The organism is Streptomyces fructofermentans (genome assembly GCF_014651055.1).
In the GTDB taxonomy this organism is placed as follows: domain Bacteria; phylum Actinomycetota; class Actinomycetes; order Streptomycetales; family Streptomycetaceae; genus Streptomyces; species Streptomyces fructofermentans.
Window position 1 is genome coordinate 357,451 of record NZ_BMWD01000004.1, and the last position, 16,744, is coordinate 374,194.

13 protein-coding genes and 1 pseudogene are annotated in these 16,744 nt (G+C 74.8%); 6 read left to right on the forward strand and 8 right to left on the reverse strand.

Translation table 11 applies throughout. From position 1 onward, the window contains the following. Positions 1 to 28: 28 nt before the first annotated feature. Positions 29 to 1,219, reverse strand: a complete 1,191-nt coding sequence (locus tag IE265_RS08460) for an acyl-CoA dehydrogenase family protein (RefSeq protein ID WP_190034752.1) — start codon at positions 1,217 to 1,219, stop codon at positions 29 to 31. Positions 1,220 to 1,348: 129 nt separating this feature from the next. Further along, positions 1,349 to 2,962: an MFS transporter gene (locus IE265_RS08465; protein WP_190034753.1), complete on the reverse strand. Its 1,614-nt coding sequence runs from the start codon at positions 2,960 to 2,962 to the stop codon at positions 1,349 to 1,351. Between the two features lie 260 nt (positions 2,963 to 3,222). On the opposite strand from IE265_RS08465, the gene IE265_RS08470 reads away from it, so the two are divergent. Then, on the forward strand, positions 3,223 to 4,392 hold the full coding sequence (locus IE265_RS08470; protein ID WP_190034754.1) for a glycosyltransferase family 39 protein: 1,170 nt from the start codon (positions 3,223 to 3,225) through the stop codon (positions 4,390 to 4,392). 260 nt (positions 4,393 to 4,652) lie between these two features. Beyond that, positions 4,653 to 5,678, forward strand: coding sequence for a phosphatase PAP2 family protein (locus IE265_RS08475; RefSeq protein WP_190034755.1), 1,026 nt, complete (start codon positions 4,653 to 4,655; stop codon positions 5,676 to 5,678). 149 nt (positions 5,679 to 5,827) lie between these two features. On the opposite strand, the gene IE265_RS08480 is transcribed toward IE265_RS08475, so the two are convergent. From IE265_RS08480 to IE265_RS08495, 4 genes are all read right to left on the reverse strand, one after another. Continuing rightward, a complete protein-coding gene (locus IE265_RS08480; protein WP_190034756.1) occupies positions 5,828 to 6,043 on the reverse strand; it encodes an I78 family peptidase inhibitor in 216 nt (71 codons plus the stop codon). A 556-nt stretch (positions 6,044 to 6,599) separates the two neighbouring features. Further along, positions 6,600 to 7,610: a helix-turn-helix transcriptional regulator gene (locus IE265_RS08485; RefSeq protein WP_190034757.1), complete on the reverse strand. Its 1,011-nt coding sequence runs from the start codon at positions 7,608 to 7,610 to the stop codon at positions 6,600 to 6,602. Positions 7,611 to 7,969: 359 nt separating this feature from the next. Continuing rightward, entirely contained in the window at positions 7,970 to 9,259 is a 1,290-nt protein-coding gene (locus IE265_RS08490) for an ABC transporter substrate-binding protein (protein WP_190034758.1), read from the reverse strand. Beyond that, a complete protein-coding gene (locus tag IE265_RS08495) occupies positions 9,234 to 9,773 on the reverse strand; it encodes an MTB12 C-terminal domain-containing protein (protein WP_190034759.1) in 540 nt (179 codons plus the stop codon). The genes IE265_RS08490 and IE265_RS08495 overlap by 26 nt, the downstream gene beginning before the upstream one ends. Positions 9,774 to 9,893: 120 nt before the next feature. Here IE265_RS08495 and IE265_RS08500 point away from each other — a divergent pair. From IE265_RS08500 to IE265_RS08510, 3 genes and pseudogenes are all read left to right on the forward strand, one after another. Continuing rightward, positions 9,894 to 10,364: pseudogene (locus IE265_RS08500) on the forward strand (hypothetical protein); the annotation flags it as partial. A 185-nt stretch (positions 10,365 to 10,549) separates the two neighbouring features. After that, a complete protein-coding gene (locus tag IE265_RS08505; protein ID WP_190034760.1) occupies positions 10,550 to 13,303 on the forward strand; it encodes an ABC transporter permease subunit in 2,754 nt (917 codons plus the stop codon). Next, positions 13,300 to 13,989 carry an ATP-binding cassette domain-containing protein gene (locus tag IE265_RS08510; protein ID WP_190034761.1) on the forward strand — a complete coding sequence of 230 codons (690 nt, stop codon included), beginning with the start codon at positions 13,300 to 13,302 and terminating at the stop codon, positions 13,987 to 13,989. Before IE265_RS08505 ends, IE265_RS08510 begins: the two co-directional genes overlap by 4 nt. On the opposite strand, the gene IE265_RS39105 is transcribed toward IE265_RS08510, so the two are convergent. Together IE265_RS39105 and IE265_RS08520 are read right to left on the reverse strand one after the other, a co-directional pair. After that, positions 13,922 to 14,626: a LysM peptidoglycan-binding domain-containing protein gene (locus IE265_RS39105; protein WP_190034762.1), complete on the reverse strand. Its 705-nt coding sequence runs from the start codon at positions 14,624 to 14,626 to the stop codon at positions 13,922 to 13,924. The two genes, IE265_RS08510 and IE265_RS39105, sit on opposite strands and share 68 nt — an antisense overlap. A 124-nt stretch (positions 14,627 to 14,750) precedes the next feature. Next, a complete protein-coding gene (locus tag IE265_RS08520; RefSeq protein WP_190034763.1) occupies positions 14,751 to 15,380 on the reverse strand; it encodes a LysM peptidoglycan-binding domain-containing protein in 630 nt (209 codons plus the stop codon). Positions 15,381 to 15,920: 540 nt separating this feature from the next. On the opposite strand from IE265_RS08520, the gene IE265_RS08525 reads away from it, so the two are divergent. Further along, positions 15,921 to 16,697: a DUF8842 C-terminal domain-containing protein gene (locus tag IE265_RS08525; RefSeq protein ID WP_190034764.1), complete on the forward strand. Its 777-nt coding sequence runs from the start codon at positions 15,921 to 15,923 to the stop codon at positions 16,695 to 16,697. The last annotated feature ends 47 nt before the right edge of the window (positions 16,698 to 16,744 follow it).

Genomic DNA, 16,744 nt, shown 5'->3' on the forward strand with positions numbered 1-16,744 from the left:
GCTCACCGGACCCGCCTCTCGGCGCCGCCTAGCGGAAGGCGTCGAGACCGGTGAGCGCCTTGCCCAGGACCAACTGGTGCATCTCGACGGTGCCTTCGTAGGTCAGCACGGACTCCAGGTTCGTGGCGTGCCGCATCACGGGGTACTCCAGCGAGATCCCGTTGGCGCCGAGGATCGTCCGAGCGGTACGGCAGATGTCGATCGCCTCCCGCACGTTGTTGAGCTTGCCGAAGCTGACCTGCTCGGGGCGCAGCCGTCCCGCGTCCATCCGGCGCCCCAGGTGGTGGGCGAGCAGAATCCCCTTGTGCAGCTCGACCGCCATGTCGGCGAGCTTGGCCTGGGTGAGCTGGAAGCCGCCGATGGGCCGCCCGAACTGCTCGCGGGTCCTGGCGTACTCGACGGCGGACTCGAAACTGGCCCGTGCGGCGCCCATCGCGCCCCACACGATCCCGTACCGGGCGTGGGACAGGCAGCTCAGCGGCCCCTTCAGTCCGGTGACCCCGGGCAGCACGGCGTCGCCGGGCAGCCGTACCCCGTCCAGGACCAGTTCACTGGTGACGGAGGCGCGCAGGGACCACTTGTGCTTGATCTCGGGTGCGGAGAAGCCGGGGGTGTCCGTCGGCACGACGAACCCGCGGATCCCGTCGTCGGTCCGCGCCCAGACGACGGCGACGCCGGCGACCGAACCGTTCGTGATCCACATCTTGCGTCCGGTGAGGACCCAGTCGCCGCCGTCGCGCTTGGCGTGCGTGCGCATGGCCCCGGGATCGGAGCCGTGGTCCGGTTCCGTCAGCCCGAAGCAGCCGATGACCTCGCCGGAGGCCATCCGCGGCAGCCACTCCAGCTTCTGCTCCTCGCTGCCGAAGCGGTGGATCGCGTACATGGCGAGCGAGCCCTGCACCGACACGAGCGACCGGATGCCCGAGTCCGCGGCCTCCAGTTCCAGGCAGGCGAGCCCGTACTGCACGGCGGACGCCCCGGCGCAGCCGTACCCGGTGAGGGACATGCCGAGCGCTCCGATGCCGCCCAGCTCCCGGGCCAGCTCGCGGATGCCGGGGAGTTCGCCCTTCTCGTACCAGTCGGCGACGTACGGCAGGACGCGGTCACCGGCCCACGCCCGCACGGTGCCCCTGATCGCCAGGTCCTCGGGGCTCAGCAGGTCGTCGACGCCGAGCGGATCGGCGGGGTCGAAGGGCGGCAGCTTCGAGGGAGCGGACATGGAGGGCCTCCGGCGCACGGAAACTAGCACTGATCACTACGGCTGACGGCCGACGTTACGACGCCGTGCCCGGCACGTCCAGGGCACTTCCGCCGACGCGCGGGTGCGGGCGCCCCGGCGGGGGGCCGCTCAGCGCAGGGACTCGGCCCGCGCGGGGGCCGGGGCCTCCCTCGGCGCGGGCACCTCGACTCCGGCCGCGACCGTCCCGCAGTCCATCACCCGGGGCAGCCGCAGGGCCATCACGGCTCCGAGGAGCAGCAGTCCGGCGCTGACCAGCAGGGTCACGTGCAGTCCGTGCACGAACGCGTTCCGTGCCGCGTGCCGCAGCGCCTCCCCCGAGGGTCCGCCCAGCCGGGCCGCGACCTCGTAGGCCTCGCCGAGGGAGTGCCCCGCGGCGGCCGAGTCACGGGCCGGCACTCCGGGGACGGCCGCCAGCGAGGGGGCGTACGCCGCGTTCATGACGCTGCCGAGGAGGGCGATGCCGATGCCGGCACCGAGCTGGTACGACGTCTCGCCGATCGCGGCCGCCCCGCCGGCCTGCGCCTGGGGGGCCTCGCTGAGCATCGACTCGTACGCCCCGAAGAGCGTCACCTCCAGGCCGAAGCCGAGCAGGACGAAGCCGGTGAGCAGCAGCGGCGGGTTGTCGTGGCTGCCCATCGCCGTCAGGGTGACGACCGCGGCGGCGGTGAGGCAGAAGCCGGAGCAGACCATGGTCCGCGGCCCGAAGCGCTGGAGCATCCTGGCGCCGACGAGGCCCGCGGCCATCGCCGCGATGGTGAGCGGCAGCAGTCTCAGCCCGGTCTCCAGCGGGGAGAGCTTCAGCACGAGCTGGAGGTACTGGGCGGCGATCAGTTCCAGCCCGACGAGCGCGAGCATCGCGAGCACGATGCACCCCACGGACGTGCTGAAGGCGGGCCGGGCGAACATCCGCAGGTCCACCAGCGGGTGGCGGCGGCGCCGCTGGCGCCGTACGAACCCGGTCAGGAGTCCGGCGCCCAGGAGGAGCGGCACCAGCGTGAGGAGGCTCAGCGGGTCCTCGCCACCGCCCAGGCGCTTCACGCCCAGGACCACGCCGAAGAGCCCGGCCGCCGCCATCAGGGCGCCGACGACGTCCCACGGACCGTCGCGTTCGCCCTTCGACTCGGGCAGCAGCAGCCGTCCGACGGGCAGGCTGACCAGCATCAGCGGGATGTTGATGAGGAAGACGGAACCCCACCAGAAGTGCTCCAGGAGGAATCCGCCGAGGAGCGGCCCGACGGCAGCGCCCACCGCGGCCACGGCACTCCAGATGCCGATGGCGAGGGCCCGCTCGCGCCGGTCGGGGAAGACCTGCCGCAGGATGGACAGGGTCGCGGGCATGATCATCGCGCCGCCGACGCCCAGCAGGGCGCGGGCCGCGATCAGCACCTGCGCGGTGTCCGCGAGGGCCGCGATCGCGGAGGCGACGCCGAACAGCGCGTAGCCGAGCAGCAGGATGCGTCTGCGTCCCACGCGGTCGCCGAGCGTGCCGAAGAGGATCAGCAGCGAGGCGCAGACGAGCGGGTAGATGTCGACGATCCAGAGCAGCTCTATCGCGCCGGGCGTGAGGTCCTCGGTGACGGCGGGCACCGCGACGTGCAGCACGGTGGCGTCGACGGCGACCAGCAGCAGGCTGACGCAGAGGACGACGAGGACGACCCACCGGTTGGCACCGGCCCCGGCCTCCCGACGGCGACGCGCGGCGGCCGTGGTCGTCCCGGACATGTACGTACCTCCCAGATTTTCCCTCGCGTTCGGCGATCCGCTGGGTGGGGACTCCCTGCGGCTGCGGCCGGGGAGGAGCGGCGTCCCGGGCCCACGCAACAAAGGCGAGTGAGTGGTCAGCGTACGCGAGTTCCCGCCGATGTCGGGTGGCGGACCTCTCACGTTCCACGGGACGCCGTGTGGCGTGCGCCACGCGTGGGAGGGCCGCGGGCCCGCCCCGGCACGGGGCCCCGCCGAGGGCGCCCCCGATAATCGGACCCGTGACCGATCTTGTAACCTCCGCCGCCCCGACCCGTGCGGAACCAGCCTGGCGCCGCGCCGCGCCCGCCCTCCTCGGGTACGCGGCGGTGCGGGTGCTGGGCCTGCTGGTGCTCACGGTGTGGAGCGCGGCGCGGGACACGAGCGCGCACCGGTTGCTGTCGGCCCGCTGGGACTCGCTCTGGTACACCCGGGTCGCCGAACTCGGCTACGGCTACGAGGTGCGCCTGCCCAATGGCGACGTGCACTCGAACCTGGCGTTCTTCCCCCTGCTGCCGTGGCTGGAGCGGGCCGTCGCGGCGGTGTCCCCGCTGTCGTACGCGGACGGCGGCCTGCTGGTGTCGGCGGTGGCCTCGCTCGCCGCGGCCTGGGGGATCTTCGCGGTGGCCGACCACGTGTACGGCCGCCGGGCGGCCGTCTGCGCGGTCCTCCTGTGGGCGGTGCTGCCCGTCGGGGTCGTGCAGTCGATGGCGTACAGCGAGTCACTGTTCACCGCGCTGGCGGCCTGGTCGCTGTACGCGGTCCTCAGGGGCCACTGGGTGAGTGCCGGGCTGCTCGCCTCACTGGCGGGGCTGACCCGCCCGGTGGGCGCGGCGGTGGTCGCGGCCGTCTGGGTGGCGGCGGTCGACTCGTTCGTACGGGAGCGGGGTGCGGTGGCGCGGGACGGCGCGCCGCGGTGGCGGCGCGCCGTCGGCATGGCGGTCGCGCCCCTGGGCGCCGCCGGTTACGTGCTGTGGGTCGGCGGGCGCACGGGCGGGGGGCCACTGGGGTACCTGGACGTCCAGGCCGGCTGGCGCAACGGCTTCGACGGCGGCTACGCCTTCGCCGTCTTCGTCGCCGGCAAGTTCACGTCGTTCCCCTCGGCGCTCGCCGGACTCGGCCTCGTCCTCGGGACGGGCCTGCTGATCCTGCTGTACGTGGTCTGCGTACGGCAGCGGCAGCCGCTGCCGCTGCTGGTGTACGCCGGGGTCGTCACGGCCCTCGCCCTGTGCGCGTCGAGCTACTTCGGCTCGAAACCGCGCCTGCTGCTCCCCGCGTTCCCGCTGCTGCTGCCGCCGGCCCTGGCCCTGGCCCGGCTGCGGACCTCCAGGTCGGCGTGGGTACTGGGGAGCGCGGCGGTGGTGTCGGCGGTGTACGGCGCGTTCTGGCTGAACGGCTCGGGTCCGCCGTGACCGCCGTGACGGCGCACGCCGTGACGGCGCCGCGCCCGGGTGAGCGTCCGGAGAAGCACGGGCGAGTTTTCGGTGAACGAATTGATAAGCGCCACATAACTCCCCACCGGAATGATCAATCGAATTGAAGGAAGAGCGGACGAGGGATTCAATAATCCTTGGAAATAACCCCCCTCCTGAGAGCAATCCCACATCACATCGTCATCACAAAGAGGGGGCTTCGGCCTGGAACACAGCTCACTCGCTGTAACGTCGATTGAGTGCGTACCGAACGAAAGCTGACTCGTCTGGACCGGGTCTTCGCCCGGCTGGACCGTGAGCCGGAACGACCGGCCCACATCGACGTGCCCAGGATGAGCCGGCACAGGGTGGTCCTCTTCGCGTCCACGCTCGCCTTCTACCTCGCCATCGTGTGGGCCGTCGTGATCACCTCGTGGCTGGTCCGGCTGGACTGGCAGGTCATGTTCTTCCGCCCGTACCAGCAGTGGCCGGAGATCCACGCGTTCCTCGACTACTACGTGGTGCTGGGCCAGCGCGGCCCCACCGCGGTCATGGTCGCCGCCTGGCTGGGCTGGCGCTCCTGGCGGCAGCACACCCTGCGCCCCTTGCTGGTGCTGGGCGCCTCCCTGCTCCTGCTGAACGTCACGGTGGGTGCCGCCAAGATCGGCATGGGCCGGCTGGGCCCGCACTACGCCACCTCGGTCGGTTCCAACGAGATGTGGCTGGGCGGCGACATATTTCCTTCGGGCCACACCGCCAACGCCGTCGTGACCTGGGGCATCCTGGCCTATCTGGCCTCGACCCCGTGGGCCAGGCGCTGGTTGTCGGCGCTGTCCGCCGTGGTGTCCCTCGGCGTCGGCCTGACCACCGTCTACCTCGGCACCCACTGGCTGAGCGACGTGGTGCTCGGCTGGGCCGCGGGCCTGCTGATCCTGCTGGCGCTGCCCTGGTGCGAGCCGCTGATCGCCCGCGCCGAGACCGTGCTCTTCGATCTGCGCGACGCCTGGCGCGACCGGCTCCGCCGGCCCGTGCCCTCCGCGGTCCCCGAGCCCGTGGGCGCGCCCGCGGCGCGCCCGCTCGGTGGCGGCGCCGGCGACCGGGAGCCCTCGGTCCGCGAGCCCGTGGCCGCCTCCCGGCCGCCCCGCCCGCAGGGTTTCCTGGCCCCGGGGCCGCACACGGCCCGCTCCGAGCGCACCCCGGTGACGCCCGTCGGCAGCCGAAGACCCCCTCAGACCGATCGCGTGACCCGCGGTACGGCCTCGGCGCGCCCCCTGACGGGCGGCTGACCGGGGCGGCGGGGGGCCGGTACGCACAGACCACCCCCGCACGGCGAAGGCCCCGGCTCAAGGAGCCGGGGCCTTCGCCGTGTCCGCACGCGCTGCCGGTCGCACGTCCCGGTGGCGGCCGGCCGTCCGTGCCGACCGCGCCGGGCAGGTCAGCCCTTCCAGCAGCGGGTCACACGGCCGTCGGCGACCTCGAAGTTCAGCCGCCCCACGCGGTACTCCATGGTGATGATCGAGCCCGGGGGCAGTGAACGCACCGCGGACCAGCCGCGCTCACGGGCCAGCCGTTCGGCGCCGGCCGCCTCCAGTCCGACGTACGCGTCCGGAGTGTCCACGGGCTCTGCGGGAGGAGTGGGAATCGGTGCCATGCCGCCACGTTATGCGGCGGAATGCGGGCAGGGAACCCCGGGCCCGGACACCAAGCGTCACCGGTCCCTCTCCGGTCACGCTTCTGTCACAGGACAACGACACGCGTTTCGGCCCGACTCCCTCACACGAACGAGCGGTTCGGCATGCGTTCCGCACGCCTTCGAACGTAATTCGGAGGTACTCCGGGACCACTCGCACCGCGATACGAATAGTCCCCGTAAAGAGTGCGCCCGCGAGGCCGCCGCCACGGCTTTGCATTCCGATTCCACGCACGGCCCGGGAAGTCGGACCGCCATGGGAATTGCACGGTTCACGCACACGGCCTCCGCATGCCCGGTGTTCGCGCGGGTGTCCGGGCGCGGCCGGAACGAGGGCCGGGGCACGGGTGGACAGCGGGCGAACACGCGGGACGGAAGCGGGCGCCCGACCCGGCGTCGGGCCCGGACGCGCGCCGGACCTGATCCGGGCGGTGGTCCGGGTGGGCCCGCCCTCCGAGCCCGCCCACCGGGCCTGCCCGCCGCGGTGCCTGTGCCGCGGCGGGCGGCGCACCGCGGGTCAGCGCGCCGCGGGACCCGTCCGGGCCGCGGGCGGGGCCGCCGCTCCGCTCCGGTCGAGCGCGGCCGTCAGGCGGTCCCGGCCGGCCCGGATCGCGTCGAGCAGCGCGACCGGTTCGAGCACCTCGAACTCGATGCCCATCAGCATCACGTGGATCACCATGACGTCGAGGTTCGCGGCCCCCGTGCGCAGTACGCAGCTCGCCGGGCCGTCCGCCTCCAGCGTCCCGGCCGAGGGCGAGACGCGCCGAGCCGCCTCCTCCAGGGGCACCAGCAGCCGTACGACGGCCTGCGTGGCGTACGCGCGCACGGACACGCCCTTGGACACGTACGCGGCCAGGTCGTCCGCGGGCGGCCGCCGGGGCGGGAAGCGCGGCCCGTGCGGCGGCCTGGGCGAAACCCGGTCCGCCCGGAAGGTGCGCCAGTCGTCCCGGTCGACGTCCCAGCCCACCAGGTACCAGCGGCGCTCCGTGCACACCAGCCGGTGCGGCTCGACCGTCCGCCTGCTCGTGGCCCCCTCGTGGTCGCGGTACTCGAAGCGCAGCCGCTCCGAGTCCCGGCAGGCGGCGGCGAGTTCCGTGAGCACGGCCGGGTCGACGGGCGAGGGCACGGGGCCGCGCAGCATCGGCACGGTGAAGTCGTTCAGGGCGCCGACCCTGCGCCGCAGCCGGTGCGGCAGCACCTGTTCGAGCTTGGCGAGGGCGCGCACGGAGGTCTCGCCGATGCCGTCGATGCCCTGCCCCGCGGCGGTGCGCAGGCCGACGGCGACCGCCACCGCCTCGTCGTCGTCCAGGAGCAGCGGCGGCAGTTCGGCTCCCGCGCCGAGCTGGTAGCCGCCGCCCGTGCCGGGGCTCGCGTTCACCGGGTACCCGAGTTCGCGCAGCCGGTCCACGTCCCGGCGGACCGTGCGCGGGGTGACGCCGAGCCGGTCGGCGAGGTCCGCGCCCGACCACTCCCGGTGCGCCTGGAGCAGTGAGAGCAGCCGCAGGAGTCGTGCCGAGGTCTCCACCATGGCGGCGAGTCTGCCACCGGTTGCGGACAGCCACTGTCCGCGACGGCGCCCGCGGCGGACCGGGTGCACCCCTGTTCCTCGCGGTGGACCACTCCGGGCTGAGGGAGGGCCTGTGGGACCTGTGGCTCCGCCCGGCGGGGGAGGCGGGGCGACGTGGCCGTCACCGCGGCGGCCGCCGTGAACCGCGCCGGCCCGCAGCGCCGTCCGCGGCTCCCGGCGGGCGGGGGGCGCGGCCGGCGGCGGCGCCGCTCGTCGTCGACAGCAGGCGCGGCTGCGGACCGCAGCCGGCGGGGTGCGCCGTTCCCGAACGGTCGCGCCGTCGACATCCCGGTTTCGGAGCCTTTGGGCGTCCGGACGCATCAGGGGTCGTAGGGCAACTGCGGTACGTCGAAGCACTCGTCGTCCAGGTCGCCCTGGCCGACCCAGCCGCGGGCGTCCTCCCAGCGGGCCACCGACAGGCACGTCCTGCGCGTCCCGGGAGGCTCGGCCAGCCGTTCGTGACGGACCGGCGCCAGCAGGCCGTCCGCGGTGTACGGCCTGCCCGAGTCCATGAACCGGTCGACGCAGGCGCGGGTGATCCCCGTGCGCGCGCAGGACCGCGCGGCGTCGGTGAACCACATGGCGGCCGCCCAGCCCTCCACCTGCCACTGGGAACGCGTCCGCAGTCCCTTCGTGCCGTCACGGAACTCGCGTACCGCCGCGTGGCCGGTGTCCTCGTAGGAGCGGCTGGCGCCCGTCACCCACAGCGTGTTGCGGCAGCGCGGCGCGTTCTTGTAGTCCTCACGGACGGTGGACGTCCAGTTCTGCACGTTGGTGACCTTGGCCGTGACGTCGGCGCCCACCTCGTCCATGGCCTCGCACAGCCGGGAGTTGCCGTAGGTGTCGATGGCGTCGAAGACCAGGTCGGCGCCCTGCTTCTTCAGATCGGCCGCCGCCGCCCGGAAGTTGGGGAGCGCGAAGTCGACCTGCTCGGTGACCACCTTGTACCCCTCGGCCCGCAGGCCCCGGGTGACGAGCCGGGCGTAGGCCGCGGAGGCCGACTGGTTGTAGGAGACGACGGCCGCCGTACGGGCGCCCTGCTCGCGCTTGAAGTAGCGGTAGACCTCGGTGCCGCCGTACAGCTTGCCGTCCCAGCCCGGTGTCCCGTTCCGGGGGGCGAGGCTGCCGTAGATCCCGTACAGGTGCGGGTAGGTGTCGTACGCCGCGCCGATGGGCTGGCCGCCGATGTCGGGCACGCCCGCGCGGGACACCCGGGACGCGCCCGCGTAGTCGAGGGACGTGGTGGCGACCAGCGCGACGACCCCGTCCTCGTCGACGAGCCGGTGCACGCACTCGTTGTTGCCGACCCCGCTGCCGCCGTCGTCGCAGGTGCGGACCTCGACGGTGCGGCCGCCGATGCCGCCGCGCGCGTTGAGCCGGTCGAAGTACGCCTTCGCCCCGTCGCGCGGGCCGGTGAACGCGTCCCCGCCGACGGGGCTCGTCACGCTCGTGACGATGCCGACGCGGATCGGTTCCGCGCCGCCGCCCGCCGGTGCGCGGTCGGGCCGGCCGCCGAAGTCGCCCTCCGGGAGCCGGCTGCCGCAGGCCGTGGCCAGGATCAGCAGCAGGCCCGCGGCGGCGCACTCAGCAACCCGGGCCCGGCGACTCATTGCCGCTCAGCCCCACCAGACCGCACAGCGTCTTGACGGACACCTTCCACGTGCCGTCCTGCTCCACGGCGGTACCGGCGGCGTCCGGCATCACGGTGGCGCCCTTCAGGGTGAGCGTGTAGGTCACTTCCGCCCCGGTGGGCGAGGTGAACCGGACCTCGCCGACCGTGGCCTCCACCTGCCCGCCGCGCTCGTCGCCGCTGAAGCTCCCGAGGACCTGGCCCATGTCGTCGCCGTTCTCCAGCAGGTCCGCCTTGTCCTTCACGGCGACCTTCGGATCGAAGAACTTCGCCCAGTTCTCCTTGATCTCCTTCTCCGCCGCCGCCGGATCGTCCGGAGCGCTCGCGCCCGGACTCGGCTCGGACGTCGTGGGCGACTCCGCGGTGGGCGAGGGCGGGGCCGTGTCGTCGCCACCGCTGTCGTCCCCGCAGGCCGTCAGGGCCGAGGCGAGGACGAGCACCACCACCGCCAGCCCCCGGCCGGTCCCCCGCCTGAGGTCACTCCCGAGAACCATCTGGCTCACCACCGGGTGTCGGTCCGGGCGGTGCGCGCCCGGTGCTTTCAGGGTCAGCTTCCAGAAGGCATAGTGCAAGCCATCGGCCGACATGGACAGACACATGACGTGGGAGCCTCGATGCGGACTGCTCGACTGCGGACTGTGCACCCCGTCCTGTGGGCCGGGTGGGCCGCCCTCGCCGCGGGAGCGGTGCTGTGCGTACTCGGCTGGTACGGGATCTCCGGGGAGCGGTACGCGGAGCGGCAACTGCCCTATCTGGCGTCCTGCACGGTGCCCGGAGCGGCGCTGGTCGTCGCGGGCGCGGTCCTGCTGGCCCAGGGCAGGAACGCCCTCGCGGCGGCACGGGTGGAGGAGCTGTACGCGCTGCTGGTGGCGGCGGGGCCCGACGACGCCGAGCGGCCCGGGGAGACGGCCGCCGCGCCCGTCGCGATCGGCACGGACCTGCTGATGGTGCCGGGCGGCACCCTGTGGCACCGCGCGGACTGCCCGCTCGTGGCGGGGAAGCAGGACGCGCTGCCGGTCGACTCCCGGCTCCTCGCCGGCGGCGGACTGGCCCCGTGCCCGATCTGCGAGCCGGACGCCCCGGACGGCCGTACGCCCTCCCGGGACCGCCCGCCGGCCGGCCCGGCCCCCTCCGCCGACGGCGCGGCCACGCTCTTCCCGGACGGCCGTACGCGGGCCCCGGGCCAGGTGGCCCCGCCGGACGGCCGCCCCGCCGGCCAGGAGGGCCCCCCGGCCGACCCGGACGGGCCTCCCCCGCCCCCGGCCGGCTGATGGCGTCGCTCACGTACGACCTCACGCTCGCCGGGCTCTCCGTGGGCGCCGCCGCCGCGCTCACCGGCATCGGCCTCGTCGTCACCCACCGGGCGACCGGCGTCCTCAACTTCGCGCACGGGGCGATCGCCATGGTGTGCGCCTTCCTGCTGCGCCAGCTCACGGTCGAGTGGCACTGGCCGCTCGGCCTCGCCGCCGCGTTCACCCTGCTGGTGGTGGCCCCGGGCATCGGTCTGGCGCTGGAGCGGCTCGTCTTCCGTCCGCTCTCGGTCCTCGGCGGCGATCCCGCGCGGAGCCTGGTCGCGTCCATCGGCGTGTTCGTCCTGCTCGTCGGCGGGGCCGTCCTGGTGTGGGGCCCGGGGGCGCGCGCGGACGCGCCCACCCTGGTGGCGGCGGAGCCCTGGGGTCTGCTCGCCGTGGTCCTCGCCGTGGCGGCGGGCGTGACGGCGGTGACCCGCGGGACCGGGTTCGGGCGGGACTCGCGGGCCGTCGTCGACGACCGCGCGCTCGCGGCGCTGAACGGCGTCGACACGAACCGCGTGGCCGCCGCGGGCTGGGCCTTCGGCGCGTTCACGGCGGGTCTCACCGGCGTGCTCCTCGCCCCGTACGTGCGCCTGGACCCGTACGGCATGCCCCTCCTCGTCATGGAGGTGCTGGCGGTCGCGGTGGCCGCCCGGATGCGCAGCCTGACGGTGGCCGTGGTCGTGGCCCTCGGCATCGGGGTCGCCCAGAGCCAGCTCACCCGGCTGCACCCCACGGGATGGCGGGAACCGCTGCTCCAGGCGGTGGGCACGAATCTGTTCGTCGTCGCGCTGCTGGTCGCGGCCCTGGTCCTGCCGGGCATCGGCACCCGGGACGCGCTGCCGCGCACGGCGACGGCCCGGGTGGCGACCCCGCCGGGCGCGTGGATCGTGGCGGCGGTGCTGTTCCTGATTCCGCTGGGGTTCGCGGGCTCCGACCTGCACACGTCCGTGCAGGTCCCGGCGCTCGGCGTGATCCTGCTCTCCCTGGTCGTGGTCACCGGCCGCGGCGGCCAGATCTCGCTCGGGCAGGCGGCCTACGCCGGCCTCGGCGCGCTCTTCACCGCCCTCCTGGCGGCGGGCCGCTTCCCCGGGCTGCCCGCCCTCCCCGAACTCGCCGCGCTGGCGGTGGCGGTGCTGCTGGTCGCGCCGCTCGGCCTGCTGACCGGCTGGCCCGCCGTCCGCCGCCACGGCCTGGCGCTCGCGGTCGCCACCTTCGCGGTGGGCGTCGGAGTCAGTCGTTTCGTGTTCGCCCAGCCGTACGCGACCTCCGGCCTGGCCCTGGGCCGCCCCGCCGGCTTCGAGGACGACCGCGCGTACTACGCCCTGGAACTCGTCCTGCTGGCCGGCGCGCTGCTGGCCGCGCACGGGCTGCGCAGGGGCCGCACCGGGCGGGCGCTGGCCGCCATGCGGGACCACGAGGAGGGCGCCTCGGCGGCGGGCGTCCGCGTCCCGGCGCTGAAGGTGACGGCGTTCGTCGCGGGAGCCGCGCTGGCCGCGCTCGGCGGCGGGATGCTCGGCATGGGCCTGCGGGCCTTCGACCCCGGGGCGTACGACCCGGTGCGCGGCCTGCTGTGGTTCGCCGCGGTCGTCGTGCTCGGCGCCGACAGCGTCCTCGGCGCGCTGGTCGCGGCGGCGCTCCTGGTCGGCCTGGACGAGGGCGCGCGCGGCGGGGTCGCGGCCGCGCTGATCGGCCTCCTCGCCGTGCTCGTGGGCCGCTTCCCCGGCGGACCGTACGAGTCCCTGCGCCGGGCGGCGGCGGGCCTGCGGCCTGTCCGGGACGTGGCGCCGACCCCGCTGGGCGCAGCCGTGGGGCGCCGGCTGCGGGCCGCCGGCGCGGCCACCCCCGCCCCGGTCGGGGCGGCCTCCGCCGCGGGGGCGACGGCACTGCGGCCGGGAACCGGGCCCCGGACGGCCGAAGGCGCGCCCGTCCGGCCGTCCGGGGAGCGCCCGGTACTGCGGGCCCCGGGCCCCCGGGTCCGGCGGGGGGTCCCCGGGCATCCCGTCCTGCGTGCCCGGGGACTCACCGTGTCCTACGGCGGGTTCACCGCCCTGGACGGCGTCGACCTGGATCTCGCCGCGGGCCGGATCACGGCCGTCGTGGGGCCCAACGGTGCCGGGAAGAGCACCCTGTTCCACTGTCTCGCGGGCACCCTGCGGCCGGACGCGGGGCGGATCGCGGTCGGCGGACGGGACGTCACCCGGCTGCCGGCCCACGCGCGGACCCGGCTGGGCGTCGCCCGTACGTTCCAGCGGCTCGCCGTCTTCCCGACGCTGACCGTGGCGGAGAACGTCCGCGTGGGCGCCGAGCAGGGCCATGTCGTGGACCCGGCGGCCGTGGAGCGCGCGCTGCGGCTGCTCCGGCTCGACGGGGCGGTGCGGGCACGGCCGGCGGCCGGCCTGCCGACGGGGACGCTGCGGCGCGTCGAGCTCGCGCGGGCCCTGGCGGGGAGCCCGCGCGTCCTGCTCCTCGACGAGCCCGCGGCGGGGCTCGACACGGACGAGGTGGCCGCGCTGGCCCGAGTGCTGGGCGCCCTGGCGGCGGACGGCACGGCCCTGCTCGTCGTCGAGCACGACCTCGACCTCGTGGCCGGTCTCGCGGACACCGTGCACGTCATGACGGCGGGCCGGATCGTGTCCTCCGGTCCGGCCGGGGAGGTGCTCGGGCGTCCGGCGGGGCCCGGCGGAGCCGCGCCGGGACGCCCCGGGGCCGGTACGGCGGCCGGCGGATGAGCGCCCGCGGCGTCTCCCTGCGGCGGGCACGGGTGTCCTACGGCCCGCTGGAGGCCCTGCACGGCGTGTCCCTGTTCGCGCCGGACCCCGGGGTGACCGTGCTGCTGGGCCGCAACGGCTCCGGGCGCACGACCGCTCTGCGCGCCCTGGCAGGAACCGTGCCGCTGTCCGGCGGGGCGGTCGTCCGGGACGGCGTCGACATCACGGGGGTGCGCGCGGACGAGCGGGCCCGCCGCAGCCTGTGCCTCGTCCCGGACCGGCGGGCCGTCTTCGGCTCGCTCACCGTCCGCGAGAACCTCGGCCTCGCGGCCCGCGGCGGGGACGCCTCGGCGGCCCTCGACGCCTATCCGCAGCTCGGCCCGCTGCTCGCGCGTCGGGCAGGCACCCTCTCGGGCGGCGAGCAGCGCATGGTCGCCCTCTCCCGGGCCCTGCTGTCGGGCGCGCGCGTGGTCCTCGTCGACGAGCCCGCCCAGGGCATGTCGCCGCAGGTCGCGGCCCGCACCTACGAACTGCTGCGCGGTCTGGGCGCCTGTGTGGTGGTGGCCGAGCAGCGGCTGCCGCGCGGCCTGTCCGACGGGACGGTCCTGGTGTACGAACTGCGGCGCGGCACCGTCGTGTTCAGCGGTGAGGCGGCGGAGCGGGCAGCGGCGGGCCCATCAGGGCCCGGCCGTGCGGCAGGTCCGTAGGCAGCCGGCCGTCGGCGAGGACCGGCGGGCCGGCGGCGCGGCGGCCCGGCGTCCTCCACAAGCCGAGGGACCGTCCGGGGCCCGCGGCCTTCGGCAGCTTCAGCATCGTGCCCGGGAGCAGCCGGCCGGGGTGCTCGCCGACGGTCTTCCGGTTGGACGCGTACAGCGTCCGCCAGCCGCCCTTGAGGCGGTAGCGGCGCGCGAGGGAGGCGAGGGTCTCCCCCTTCCTGACCACGTGCGCGCGCCCGCTCAGCCGGTACCGCTTGGAGCAGACGGGCCAGGCCCGCCAGCCCTGGACGCGCACCACCTCCTCGGCGACCCTGATCTGCTCGCCGCGCGTGGCGAGGTCGGCGCGCCGCGCGTAGGCGGTGCCGCCGAAGGCGCGCCATGTCGGCTGCCAGAACTGGAGCCCGCCGTAGAAGCCGTTCCCGGTGTTCGCGTGCCAGCGGCCGTTGCTCTCGCACTTGGCGATGCAGCCCCAGGGCCACTGGTCCTTCGCGCAGCCGTACGGCGGCGCGGCCGCGGCGGCACCGGGCGCCGCGGACGGTGACGCCGCCTCGGCCCCTCCGGGAGCGAGCACGGCCAGGGCGACGGCGACGACGACGGAGGCCGTGTACCGCTTGCGCTTGATCGACATCGGGCCACGCTAGGCGGGCCCGGCACCGTGCCCGGCCCGGCCGCGCAGGAGACGGGTGGGGCCCCACCCGGTCGGAGGACCGGGCGGGGCCCCGGGGCGTCGCGCGCCGGCCGGTGCTCCGGGTTCAGAGCTCCAGCCGCTGCCCGGGGAGGATCCTGTCGGGATCCGCGCCGATGACCTCCCTGTTGGCCGCGTGGATGCGCTGCCAGGTCGTTCCGTGCCGTGCGGCGATGCCGCTCAGCGTGTCGCCGCTGCGGACGGTGTAGTCGCCGCGGGACGCGTCGCGGCCCGTGCGTCGGGCCGGCCGGTCCAGTGCCGCCGCCTTCTTCGACGGCTTCGCCGGTGCCGCCTCGGCGGCGGGCTTCCCGGGCGCGGCCTGCGCGGGGGCTCCGCCAATGGCACCCGCGCGCACCGAGCAGCTCGGCCAGGCGCCCCAGCCCTGCGCGCCCTGGACCTTGGTGGCCACCGCGATCTGCTGCGCCCTCGACGCCTCGTCCGCGGTGGACGCGTAGGCGGAGCCGCCGTACGCGCGCCAGGTCCCGGCGGAGAACTGGAGTCCTCCGTAGTAGCCGTTCCCGGTGTTGATGTGCCAGTTCCCGCCGCTCTCGCACTGGGCGATGCGGTCCCACACCCCGCTGTCCGCCGCCGCGGCCCCGCCGCCGGCGGCGAGCATTCCGAGCGGGGCGAGCAGCGCCGCCCCGGCGAGGACCGCCGTCCGGCGGACCGTGCGGGTGTTGTCGGCACATTCGGACATGTAGTTCCCTCTCGAAGAACCCGGGATCCCCCAAGGCGGCGCGGAGTACCGCGATTCGACGCGGTCGTGCCGTGCCGCCCCACCCGCCGGCGGTGGTGCTGTCGTGCTTGGTGCTGATCGGGTCCTGCGGCCGGCGGACGTACCCGAGCGGTGCTCGCTGCACACAGCCGAGGAATCTAGGCAGCGGGCCGGGCCGGCAACAACCAATCCCCCGTCGTTCGAGGCCAGTTGGCCATTACCGTGAGTATCGTCGAATTTGAGACACCTATTTCATTCGCTGATTTCCTGATTTGTCGACCATGGGCGATGCGCTCCTGTGACTCAGTTCACCGGATCAACAGGCAGGACAGTCCGAGGAGTTGGCGTGGAGTAACAGATTCCGCGGCCGATTTCACCGTGCGCGCCGGATGGTTCGATTCCGTTCGCTCCCGGGCGTGACTCCGGCCACAGATCATCCGTTGTCTTCTTCATGAGCCGGGAACCCGTCCGGTTCATGGACCGGGAGCCCCCGGCCACGCACCACATCCCGAGGAGCCACCCGTGCCGCGCATGCTCGACGTCAGCGACGACGTACGCGCCGAGATCGGCGACGAAGAAGCCGACCGGCTGCTCGCCGGCGAGAACGCCCCGGGCAGTTACGACTGCACGTCCTGCCGCACCCAGGGCGACTCCGAACAGGAGCGGACCAGCACCGTCCTGTTCATCGGCGACGAGACGGCCGTGCTCGCCTTCGCCCACGCCACCTGCCTGCCCTCGCAGGTCGTCCAGGTGACCGAGGAGCAACTCCAGGGCGCCGTCAGGTCCATCACCGGGGACGAGCGCCCCTCCGGCGCCCAGCCCGAGCAGGCGGTGCTCGGCGTCACCAGCGGACTCGTCCTGATCGCCGGCGAGTTGCACCCCGCCCTCGTCGTCGAGCCGACCGCGCGCATCGCCCGGCCGGGCACGACCGGGGGCAGCGGGGACGACTTCCTCCCGCTCCTCGTCGAGCAGGGCTTCATGCCGGTGAGCGGGCTCACCGAGGTGCCGCCCGTACTGCACGGCTGGTCCGTGCTGCTCGCCATGGGCCAGCTGCACGCGGTCCTCCAGCCCGGGACCGGCGGCGGCTCGCCCGTCGCCTGGTGGCAGGCCCACCAGCCGCTCCAGGTCACCGAGAGCTGGCGGGCCGCCGCGAACAAGCACCAGCAGGTGCTGCTGTTCGCCGCCCCGGTGGGCTCGATCGGACGGCAGCCCCGCGAGGACCTGCTGCGCGGCGCCCTCGACAAGGCGGCGGCCGACGGCCGGCTGGTGGCGAGCGCCATGCCCCTCGCCGGCACCTGAGCGCGGCGCGGCCCGCCGTTCGCGCCGGGCACACTCCCGGTGACCTG